General features: G+C 33.4%; 10 protein-coding genes and 1 pseudogene. All 11 read left to right on the forward strand.

The genetic code is table 11. From position 1 onward, the window contains the following. Positions 1–339 precede the first annotated feature (339 nt). The 11 genes and pseudogenes from M2448_RS20065 (at position 340) to M2448_RS20115 (ending at position 11,497) form a co-directional block, all read left to right on the forward strand. Complete coding sequence (locus M2448_RS20065; protein WP_280648064.1) at positions 340–1,545, forward strand: TlpA disulfide reductase family protein; 1,206 nt, start codon at positions 340–342, stop codon at positions 1,543–1,545. 336 nt (positions 1,546–1,881) lie between these two features. Beyond that, the gene (locus M2448_RS20070) at positions 1,882–2,160 is read left to right on the forward strand and encodes a hypothetical protein (RefSeq protein ID WP_280647956.1); all 279 of its coding nucleotides are present in this window, start codon (positions 1,882–1,884) and stop codon (positions 2,158–2,160) included. A 67-nt stretch (positions 2,161–2,227) separates the two neighbouring features. Beyond that, positions 2,228–3,490 (forward strand): TlpA disulfide reductase family protein, encoded by a 1,263-nt coding sequence (locus M2448_RS20075; protein WP_280647957.1) that lies wholly within the window; start codon positions 2,228–2,230, stop codon positions 3,488–3,490. A gap of 292 nt (positions 3,491–3,782) precedes the next feature. Further along, positions 3,783–4,064: a hypothetical protein gene (locus M2448_RS20080; protein ID WP_280647958.1), complete on the forward strand. Its 282-nt coding sequence runs from the start codon at positions 3,783–3,785 to the stop codon at positions 4,062–4,064. 46 nt (positions 4,065–4,110) lie between these two features. Beyond that, a complete protein-coding gene (locus M2448_RS20085) occupies positions 4,111–5,328 on the forward strand; it encodes a TlpA disulfide reductase family protein (RefSeq protein ID WP_280647959.1) in 1,218 nt (405 codons plus the stop codon). Next, a complete protein-coding gene (locus M2448_RS20090) occupies positions 5,329–7,524 on the forward strand; it encodes a peptidase domain-containing ABC transporter (RefSeq protein ID WP_280647960.1) in 2,196 nt (731 codons plus the stop codon). It begins immediately after the preceding gene. Further along, positions 7,524–8,828 (forward strand): HlyD family efflux transporter periplasmic adaptor subunit, encoded by a 1,305-nt coding sequence (locus tag M2448_RS20095; protein ID WP_280647961.1) that lies wholly within the window; start codon positions 7,524–7,526, stop codon positions 8,826–8,828. The genes M2448_RS20090 and M2448_RS20095 overlap by 1 nt, the downstream gene beginning before the upstream one ends. A gap of 291 nt (positions 8,829–9,119) precedes the next feature. Beyond that, positions 9,120–9,362, forward strand: a pseudogene (locus M2448_RS20100) (tyrosine-type recombinase/integrase); the annotation flags it as partial. Positions 9,363–9,367: 5 nt separating this feature from the next. Then, entirely contained in the window at positions 9,368–9,787 is a 420-nt protein-coding gene (locus tag M2448_RS20105) for an ArsR family transcriptional regulator (RefSeq protein ID WP_163319827.1), read from the forward strand. A 1-nt stretch (position 9,788) separates the two neighbouring features. After that, the gene (locus M2448_RS20110; protein ID WP_163319828.1) at positions 9,789–10,298 is read left to right on the forward strand and encodes an ORF6N domain-containing protein; all 510 of its coding nucleotides are present in this window, start codon (positions 9,789–9,791) and stop codon (positions 10,296–10,298) included. Positions 10,299–10,387: 89 nt separating this feature from the next. Next, positions 10,388–11,497, forward strand: a complete 1,110-nt coding sequence (locus M2448_RS20115; RefSeq protein WP_280647962.1) for a hypothetical protein — start codon at positions 10,388–10,390, stop codon at positions 11,495–11,497. The last annotated feature ends 75 nt before the right edge of the window (positions 11,498–11,572 follow it).

Below are 11,572 nucleotides of genomic sequence, written 5' to 3' on the forward strand. Positions count from 1 at the left end.
TTTAACAAAACTAATTTTCAATATGACAAAGAACCATGCGACTCTAATGAGCCAAGTTTATTTGATTTTTAATAACGTCCCAATTTTAATGGGACACTACTGATAGTTGTACTCTTATTGATGAAATCTCAGGTAGTCAATATTCAGGAGGTAGAATATGTGCGGTTAGTGCAGAAACAGCGGAAATGGTTGCAAATCAGACTTTGGATGATCAAGGTGTGTATGAAGATGGCTTTTCTATGAAATGTAATTAAAAAAGTTGAGGGTGTGCCCTATTTTTGGAACACACCCTCATAGAATAATATAATGAAAAAGTCTTTTATTTTAGTATTATGCTGTATGGTAGCACCCATATTTGTTTTTGGATTTGATAATAAACCTATCATTTTAGACATAGAATTATCAGATAAAGTAAGCAAAGAGGAACAATGGGTATATTGGTTTCACTTATATGATAATGAGTATAGGATTTTAGATTCTTGCAAGATTATAAAGGGACAAAAAAAAATACAATTAGAAGGTATTATTAATGATCAATCTTTGTATTTAAATTGGCTTAGTTTTACAAAGAAAGGGCCTCTTAAAACTGTTTTTTATGTAAGCCCTGGAGAACATGTAGTAGCTTACATTGATTCTGTTACGCCATATTTTCTTCCAACAGAAGGTTCTCCAACAAACGATATATATTGTAAAGATCAAAATAAAGAACTAAAAAAAAGGAGGCGAGAACTCTCAAACTTAGTCTTTGAAACTATAGGGGAAGAAAAAAAACGATATAAAGATAGTCTCGACTTTCTCATTCATTATTTAGATTATATTGTACCATTGGAAAAACTTAAAAATTGCAAAAATCCTGCATATTACCTATCAAAAGTTGATATATTGAAGTGTAGCCAATCACAAAAAGACAGTCTAATTAAAGAGATGAAAGAACAATTCCCTAAAGTTAAACAGATACAAATGTATCCTGAGAAACATTTATCTCCTCCTGCAAGTAAGGAAAGTAAAGATATGGAACGACGATTTGAAAATATACTGGCGGCCCGTATATCTAATAACAATAAAACCAAAGAGAAAAATCTCAAAAAGGTAGAATTAGAAGCGAATGCGCCTCCGAGTATTAATGATATTTTCCCCAACATTGAATTAAAAGATGTAAAAAATAAAGAAGCCATATTATATAATATTCCAACTCCCTATATTTTAATAGATTTTTGGGCAGCTTGGTGTGCCCCTTGCAGAAAGGAGATTCCATATCTAAAAAAAGCACTGGAAGCTAATAAAGATAGTTTAACAATATATGCCATATCACTAGATAATGCAAAACAGGCATGGAAAAACGCAATATTAACTGATAAAAGTGAAATGTTTACCCATGTTTATGGAGGAAATATGACCACTCCGGAAGGTAAAGAGATTTGTACTCGTTTTGGTATAACAGCTATCCCTGCGAATTTCTTGTTGGATAAAGACCGGAAGATTATAGCCACAAACCTCCGAGGTGAAGAACTGATGAGAAAAATGGAAGAATTAATAGAAAAATAAATGTTAACAAGCATATTTTCCTCTATATAATACTATGAATTTGGTAATCTAAAGTTATTATTATAAAGTTGTAATTTAATAACAGAGACTCGCCATCTTTGTTCATCAAAAAAAGCCTCCTTGCAAGACGTAGCTAAACTAAAAAATCTTGACCGGATTTTATTACTAACTAAACAACAAAGAGGCGAGTAAAGATACTCAAACTACTAAAATCTCCATAGATATATGGACAAGTTTAGCATATCCGGTTTGTATTTTTAACAAGTCGGTTGTGTAAAAGAAAAAGCGGATGCCGAAAAGCTTTACGAGTAGGTAATTTTGCTTAACATTAAGACTATGAGAACATTAAGAGATTTTCAAGCACAAAAAATAAATAAACTGATGATGTCGATGCTAAAAGGTGGAACTTATCAAGATGCTGCATGTGATTCTGGCCAAACACTATATACCTGTACTGTCACATCATACGGAAGCAGTTATGAAGGTTATATGTGTGCAACAAGTCAGCTTGAGGCTGAAACGGTTGCTCATAGAGATTTAGCAAGCGGAGCTATGGCAATGGGTGACGAAGAAGGTGCTGTCGAAATATGGTATGAATCTGAAGTAACTTGTTGATAAAATAATCAGGTTGTGTCATAGTATGAGGATGTACCTATGGCACAACCTCAAAATAGAAACAAAAATGAAAACATTGCTATTTATAAGTTTTTTCCTCTTAATCTTATCAAATGTATTAGCCCAGGAAGGAACAGATGGGAAGTTAACTACCATTCACCTTACTTTAGATGATAAATCTATGTCGGAAGATCAATGGGTTTATTGGTTTTGTTCTAACAGGAAAGGAAGATTTTTAGTAGATTCCTGCTATATAGAAAAAGGGCAGCAGATGCTGGATATGCAGGGATATTTGAATGACGAGGAATATAATAAATGCAGTATCTTTTTCTCAAAAAAAGGGCCTGATGCCTTCAAATTTTTTTTATATCCCGGAGACAGAGCCAGTGCAAATATGAAAACCCACAAATACGAAGGATCTGTAATGACAGAAGAATTCTTCGATGAATTTATGGCACGTATACGAGCTGGATGGCAAAAACAAAAATTTGAATTAGCATTGAAAGAAACAACAGATACAGATCAGAAAAAACAATTATCTGATAGTATCGAATATTATAATTACCAGATTCTACAAGGCATTTTTCGAGAAAACTTCAATAAGACTCAAAACCCATATTTTTGTTATTATTGTTTTTTATCACTAAGAGAATTCTTTACCAATGAAGAATATAAAGATTACTTACAGGATATGAAAAGTCGCTTTCCTCATAGCGGATTGATACAATATTTTCCCGAATATGAAAAATTTACACAAAATGCAGAAGAGAATGTCAGGGTTCGCAAGCGCTGGGAGCAATTACAAGCGCAAAAACACGGGATACAATTAGTCACGGATCTACCGGAAAAAGAAAAAAAAGAACTGACAGAAGAATTAATTTCTGTAAAACCTTATTCAATAAACGACACAGTCAAGGCTTTAACAGGTAACGGACAATCGGGCGAGATAATCTCTATGGAAGATATAAAGACGCCTTATATACTGATAGATTTCTGGGCAAGCTGGTGCACTCCCTGTTTAAGAGATTTTCCAAATGTAAAAAAGACTCTCGAACAATATCAGGGTCAATTGTCGGTATATGCAATTTCTCTCGATGATAAAGATGGAGACTGGAAAAGAATTATAAAATCAAGAGAGTTGGAAGCATTTTCACATATCCGGATAGGCGGTTGGGATACAAAAGAAGGACGGATCGTATGTAACCGTTTTGGTATAACAGCCATCCCTGCGAATTTTCTATTGGATAAAGACAGGAGAATTATAGCTACAAACCTTCGGGGTGAAGACTTGATAAAAAAAATGGAGGAATTAGAAAAACAAATAAAATGATTTAAAGTTATTATTATAAAGTTGTAATTTAATAACAGAGGCTCGCCATCTCTGTTTGTCAAAAAAGCCTCCTTGCGAGGTATAGAATAAATCAAAGAATCTTTGACTGGATTTAAACTATTAACTAAACGACAAGAAGGTGCGGCAAAGATACATAAACGACTAAAATTTCCATAGATATATGGACAGGTTTAGCATATCCGGTTTGTATTTTTAACAAACAGGTTGTGTAAAAGAAAGAGCGGATGCCGAAAAGCTTTATGAGTAGGTGTTTTTACTTAATATTGAGATTATGAAAACATTAAGAGATTTTCAAGCACAAAAAATAAATAAACTGATGATGTCGATGCTAAAAGGAGGAGCCTCATGTGCGTCTGGACAAACTCTATTTACATGTACAATAACTATGTATGACAGTTCTTATTCCGGATATGCATGCGCTGCAAATTTTGGAGAAGCAATGATAAATGTTGGCAATACTCTTTTTGAGCAATTAGGATTGGAAGAGGAATTTGCCCAAACTGAATATATGTGTAATCAAACAGACTCCGAATATATTGGTGAATTTGCTTAATATTAAATATAGGGCTGATTTGTCAGCCCTAAAATACAAATTTAAAATGGAAATTATATTAAGAAAAATATTATTCATATTCCTATTTTTTATATCCGTAATGATGAATTCAGAGAATAAACCAGTCAGACTCAATATAATACTGAATGATTCAATTACAAAGGAAGATCAGTGGCTGTACTGGACATCAGAAAATGTACTGATTGACTCATTTATGGTGAAAAAAGGTCAAAAACTACTAGAATTGAATGGGGAATTAACTTTTGAAGAAGGCTATGTCTCCATGCTTATTTTCGAGAAAAATGGTCCTCAATCTATGTTGGTTCTTAATCATGGAGATAATATCACCGTCGACTTTACAAAAGAAGTATTGGCCTTGATCCCTTATACCCAAAATTCTGTTACCAGAGAATTATATGAGTATGGCTTACATATACGCCCATTAAATATTTGCATTAAACGGATAAAAGATATATTAGATAAATCACCGGATCAGGGATGGGCAAGAGATAGCCTCAATTATTATATAACGCAACGAAAAGACTTATCTATTGATCTCTTGAAAATGACAAAGAACCCTCAAATATATGTAGTATATATGGATAATGCTGTCGGTTTGGATAGAGATAGCTTAGTCTCCGTCCTGAAAGAGCGTTTTCCTGATAGTAAAATAGCGCAGCAATATCCTGAATATCCACAAGAATATAAAGATATTGTTAAAACAAAAAAAAGTTTCGGTAGAAGACTAAACGAAATAAATACTTTAAAAAAGAATAGATCAATTAGACCAACTACTCAGAAGCAAGCCGATAACCTTACAAAGTACAACAAAATTAAATTGGGCGACATGATAGACAATATTGTGCTTAATGACATAAAGGAGAATCCTGTATCCTTAGAAGATATTAAGACCCCCTATATTCTGATAGATTTTTGGGCAGCCTGGTGTGCCCCTTGCAGAAGAGAGATTCCCCATTTAAAGAAAGTATACGATCTATTCAAAGAAAAATTGACTATTTATGCTATTTCACTTGATAATACAAAACAAATTTGGGAAAACACAATATTATCGGACAAATGCGAAATGTTTACCCATGTCTATGGAGGAAATATGACCACTCTGGAAGGCAAAGATATTTGTAACCGTTTTGGAATAACAGCCATCCCTGCGAATTTCTTATTGGACAATGACCGGAAAGTTATAGCAACAAACCTTCGGGGTGAAGAACTGATGAAAAAAATGGAAGAATTAATAATAGAATAGATGAAATCTTTTCCCATCTACACTCAACATGACGCAATGGATTGTGGTCCTACCTGTTTAAGGATGATCGCTACATTCTATGGTCGCACTTATTCCTTAGATGGATTAAGGGAAAAATCTCATATCACTCGTCAGGGTGTTTCGATGTTAGGAATAAGTGAGGCTGCTGATAATATAGGTTTTCGCACAATGGGTGTTACTGTTTCTTTTAATGATCTGAAAGAAGCACCTTTACCTTGTATTATACATTGGAATCAGTCTCATTTTGTTGTTATATATAATATTAAGAAAAAACGAGGGATAGATTATGTCTATATTGCAGATCCTTCAGGAGGTAAGCTTAAATATACCAAAGATGAATTTTGTCGTTGTTGGATTAGTTCCAAGCAAAACGGGGAAGATGTAGGCGCAGCATTATTATTAGAACCCACGCCCAATTTTTATGAACAGGAAGATGAACGGGAAACAAAAAAAGGTTTTAACTTTTTATTTTCTTACCTAAGGCCTTATAAAAACTTTATCCTCCAACTTTTTTTAGGCTTACTTTTCGGAAGTCTCATACAATTAATAATACCATTTCTTACACAGTCAATCGTTGATTTTGGGGTTAATACACAAAATCTTAATTTTATATTCCTTGTATTAATTGCCCAACTTGTATTAACTTTCAGCAGCACATCTGTTGAATTTATCAGGGGATGGATTCTGTTGCATTTAGGGACTCGTATCAATATTGCCTTGATTTCGGATTTCCTTGCGAAATTAATGCGGTTGCCCATGCAGTATTTCGACACAAAGATGGTAGGTGACATATTACAACGGATTAATGATAATAACCGTATACAGAGTTACCTGACTAATTCCACACTAAGTATATTATTTTCATTCGTGAACCTTATTATTTTCAGTATTGTCCTTTTATTGTATAGTGCTAAAATATTTGCTATATTTTTGGTGGGTAGTGTCCTATACTTTTGTTGGGTATGGATATTTATGAAACGCAGAGCAGAACTGGATCATAAGAATTTTGCACAACAATCAGCCAACCAAAGCAATGTCGTTCAATTGGTAACAGGTATGCAGGAAATCAAGCTGAATGCATGTGAGCAACAGAAACGATGGGAATGGGAACGTATTCAGGCTAAATTGTTCCGTCTTCGTATAAAAGGTCTGGCTTTAGGACAATATCAGGATTCAGGTGCTGTATTAATCAATCAGACAAAAAACTTAGTCATTACGGCATTGGTCGCTCAATTAGTAGTAGAAGGAGAGATGACTCTCGGCATGATGCTGGCCGTTCAATATATTATTGGGCAATTAAATAGTCCTATCAATCAAATGATAAACTTTCTCAGACAGACGCAAGACGCAAAATTAAGTATTGACCGTTTGGGCGAGATACATAATAGAGATGATGAAGAAAATAAAGATGAAATACACATACAAGATATACCACAGGATAAAGATCTCAAATTAAAAACAATCAGTTTTAGTTACGATAAAACATCCATTGGGGAAAAAGTAATAAAAGATATTAGTCTATTAATACCTTCCGGAAAACAGACTGCGATTGTCGGAACAAGTGGTAGCGGCAAAACTACTCTGGTAAAATTATTATTAGGATTTTATCCTTTAGATAAAGGAGAGATTCTTTTGGGAGATAGTAGCCTAAATGTTTATAGTATTCGCCAATGGCGCAAAAAATGTGGGGTAGTGATGCAAGATGGCTTTATTTTTTCGGATACCATTGCCAAGAATATTGCTCCCGGAATTGAGAACATAGATAAAGAACGTTTGCAGAATGCTGTAATTACTGCTAACATCAGGGAGTTTATCGAATCTTTACCCCTTTCTTACAATACAAAAATAGGAAGCGAAGGACATGGACTGAGCCAGGGACAAAAACAACGGATATTGATAGCACGAGCCGTTTACAAAGATCCTGCATTTGTATTCTTCGATGAAGCGACTAATTCGTTGGATGCCAATAATGAACGTACCATTATGGATAACTTACAGAACTTCTTTAAAGGTAGAACTTCTGTTGTGGTAGCCCATCGACTGAGTACGGTTCGGCATGCAGACCAAATTATTGTTCTCGAAAAAGGAGGAATAGTCGAAATAGGTACGCATGAAGAATTAACTCAAAATAAAGGTGCATATTACCGCTTAGTAAAAAATCAGCTTGAATTATAATGGAACGAAAAGAATATGAAAAGATAGAACTACGTAGCGATGAAATTCAGGAAATTTTGAGCCGACCACCTCATAGCCTTATTCGTTATGGTATATCTATTATATGTGGTGTCATTTTGGTTTTATTGATTGGTAGTTTTTTCTTCAAATATCCCGATATAATAACAGGAGAAGTTGTTATTACTACTGAAAATCCACCTGTATGGGTCGTTGCCAGAAGTAGTGGACGTATTAAAAAATTAACATGTCAGGATAAGCAAATAGTTAAATCCAATAACTTATTGGCTGTAATAGATAATCCCGCTAAAACAAAAGATATAGAAGAATTAGATAAGTTATTAAAAGGTATTATTATTTCAGATTCTGTATTTTTTATACCAATTGAACTATATACACATTCTTATGAACTGGGAGAGTTGCAGTCAGCCTTTTCATCCTTTACCAGAGCTGCTGTAAATTATGAGAATTTTCTTTCTGTAAATCTGACGAATCAGGAAAGAATGGCTTTACAGAAACAAATACATGGTAAAGAAGATTATTCAATTAATCTGCAAAGGCAACAAGAACTGAAAGAAAATGAGCTTAAAATAGCTAAAGAAGCTTATGAACGGGAAAATCAATTATATAAGAAGGGGATTATATCCAAAGCCGAACTGGAAACGGCCGAACAAACATACTTAAATCTTCAGCAATCCTTTCAACAACTTCGTACTTCAATTATAAATGAAAATATAGAGTCTATTCAGATGAATGAATCTGTAAAGAAACTTTCTCTACAATATCTTCAAGATAAGAATCAATATTACTCTGATTTAAAATCTACTTATAGAGAATTAGTTGCAACTCTAGAATCATGGAGACAGACTTATCTTTTGACTTCACCTATTAACGGGGTTGTTACATTTAACACATACTGGCAAAAAGATCAGTTTGTGGAAGCTGGGAGCAAGGTATTTGCTATTATACCCCAACATTCGGGAAGAATGGTAGGAAAAATACTAGTTTCTACATCAGGGATTGGAAAAGTGAAAACAGGACAAACTGTAAATATTAAGCTGAATGGCTATCCTTATATGGAATATGGTATGCTGAAAGCAAGGATTAATAATATATCCTTGGTTTCAACAGAAGATAATTATACAATCGAGGTTGAATTATTAAACGGACTCGAAACAGCTATAGGAAAAAAGATCGAGTTTACAGGCGAGCTTTCCGGAATCGCTGAGATTATCACTGATAATAGGAGTTTAGGACAAAGACTACTTTCCCCTTTAGAATATGTGTGGAAAGAAAAATTTAAGTAGATTGTTCCTGAGAGACAATCTCTTAGATTGTTTATGTTAAAAAAAATGACTAACAAACAGAATAAAGGGAAACGGAATATAATAGGAATAATTAAAAGATAGAACATCAGATTTCTTTAGAATTAATTTTGTAGAATTATTATTTTATATATTTTTACAATTAATTATCTGACAAATATGCAAAATGATGTAAACGCAAGCTGAAAGAACCGTTACCAAATCGTTACCTCATCAAAAACATCCTTTCGTAACTATTTGATAAAGAGTCAATAAAATCCATTCGACTGCTGTCTGAAAGAAATCTCTATAATCTGCGGAATAGATAAGCTAATAACCTGTCATATAGCACGTCATACTTTCGGAACAACCGTTACGCTCGCCAATGGAGTACCTATTGAAACGGTATCAAAAATGCTCGGGCATACAGACATTCGGACTACTCAAATCTACGCTAAAATAGTCGATCAGAAGCTTAGTACAGATATGGATAGCTTGGCGAAAAACTATAAAAGACGGAAATACATTAATAAATAGGCTTTATGGAAACAGGATATATAAAATTCACAGATATAGAAACTGATAAACCCATTATTGAAGTGAGAATAATTGATGGTACGGTTTGGATGACAGTAAACGAGATAGCTGATTTGTTCGGGGTATATTCCCCGACAATCAGTAAACATCTAAAAGCCATATTCAAAGATGGTTTATTGAGAGAAAGTGATGTTACAAAGGAGTATAGATATACCCGAAATGAGAAAGAAGAATATATTCGTACTTATTACAATCTTGAAATAATTATCTTTTTGAGTTTTCGTATTCAATCGCTTTATACAAAAGCTTTTCGGGAATGGGTATTGAACGCTTTTCGGGAATATAGTAAGGAGCAGAAAAGCCATGAGGTTATTGTCATATCCAATACTTACACAAGAGAACATTCACTTAAAACTTTGAATTGAAATGGAATTACAAGTAATACAGAATAAAATATTTGAGATAAGAGGAGAACGTGTCATGCTTGATTTTGATTTAGCTGAATTGTATCAGGTTGAAACGAAAAACCTGAAAAGAGCAGTTAAACGTAATATCGACAGATTTCCTTCCGATTTTATGTTTGAGTTGACAACTGATGAATGGGAAATGTTGAGGTGCAATTTTGGCACCTCAAATTGGGGAGGAATACGATATATGCCTTTTGTTTTCACAGAGCAAGGTATAGCACAATTATCCAGTGTTTTGAACAGTCCTTTGGCTATTCAGGTAAATATTTCAATAATCAGGGCTTTTGTTACGCTAAGAAAATATGCTTTGGGATATGCAGAGTTGAACAGTAAATTAGAAAGTTTTATGATTGAAACCAATATGCAATTCAATGAGGTATATCAGGCTTTGACGGAATTAGCCAGTATCAAAGAATTGGAGGATAAACCACGAAAGAGAGTCGGGTTTGTGCAAAATGAGGAAGAATAGTTATCAGAATTTATCTTTTATAATGAGCATTTTACAATTTGATGTAAGAGGCTTTTTTTATATTTGTATTAAACTTATAATCTGATATTATGGATGAATTAAAGACAAAATACACACGTAAAGAATTATATGAATTAATCTGGACAGAACCTCTATATGGTTTGTCTCAAAAGTTTAATATCAGTTATCCCAATCTAAAAAAACTTTGTGATAAAATGTGTATTCCATTACCACTCAAAGGTTACTGGACTAATATAAAACTCAACAAACCTGTAACAAGAATTTCCTTCATTGAAAAGTATGAGGGAGATTTACCTTTTATAGATTTTAATGCTTTAGATACTATTAATATTCCTGAAATATCTTTTCAGGGAAAATTAAAATTACAAGAGAAAAATGTTCAAAACGATAAAAGGTTGACATTTAAGATTCCGAAGAAATTTAACAATCCAGACAAACTGATTTTAGACTATCAGAGAAGAGGGAGTATGTATACTAATGATACCTTAAGAATAAAAACTTCAGACTCGAATATTAATCGATCTTTATTATTCTTAGATACCTTGATTAAAAATCTCCGAATTAGAGGACATGGTATTGAAGTTAAATATGAAAAAACTAAATTTTTGTATAACAACGAAGAAGATTATCTGAATTTTAGCATTCTTGAAAAATCTAATTGGAAACAGGAAACTAACAAATGGGGCCGTACAGATAATACGCTTGTATTCAATGGAAAACTTTGCTTCCGCTGTGGGCATTTCAATTTTGATCAAAAAGAATGGATCGATAAAGATGATCTGCTAATTGAAGATAGAATGATAAATATCATTGCCTATATGGAAGTTAAAGGGAAAGAAGAATATGAGTTAAGATTAGAACGTGATTATCGGCATAAAATACAGGAAGAAGAGGAACGTATTAAACGTGACTTTAAGAAAAGCCAAGAATTGGAATTACTACATTTTAAAGAACTCTTTACCTTAGCTGATCGCTTTCAAAAAACTAAAATCATTCGAGATTATATAAATGAGTATGAGAGAAATATCCTTGAGAGGAACATGATGACCGAAGCCGTTCAGAAGTGGATTTCTTGGGCCAGAAAGAAAGCAGACTGGTATGACCCTTTTCTTGAACTGGATGATGATCTATTTGAGTCGTTAGACAGGGATTCATTAACTGAAATAGTTTCGATCTGATCTGACAGTTAAAGGGCAAACAATTAAGTTTGTATTGCTTAATAAACAAAAAGTTTAACCCTTTAACTTATCAGA

Source organism: Dysgonomonas sp. PF1-14 (genome assembly GCF_029892965.1).
Lineage (GTDB): Bacteria > Bacteroidota > Bacteroidia > Bacteroidales > Dysgonomonadaceae > Dysgonomonas.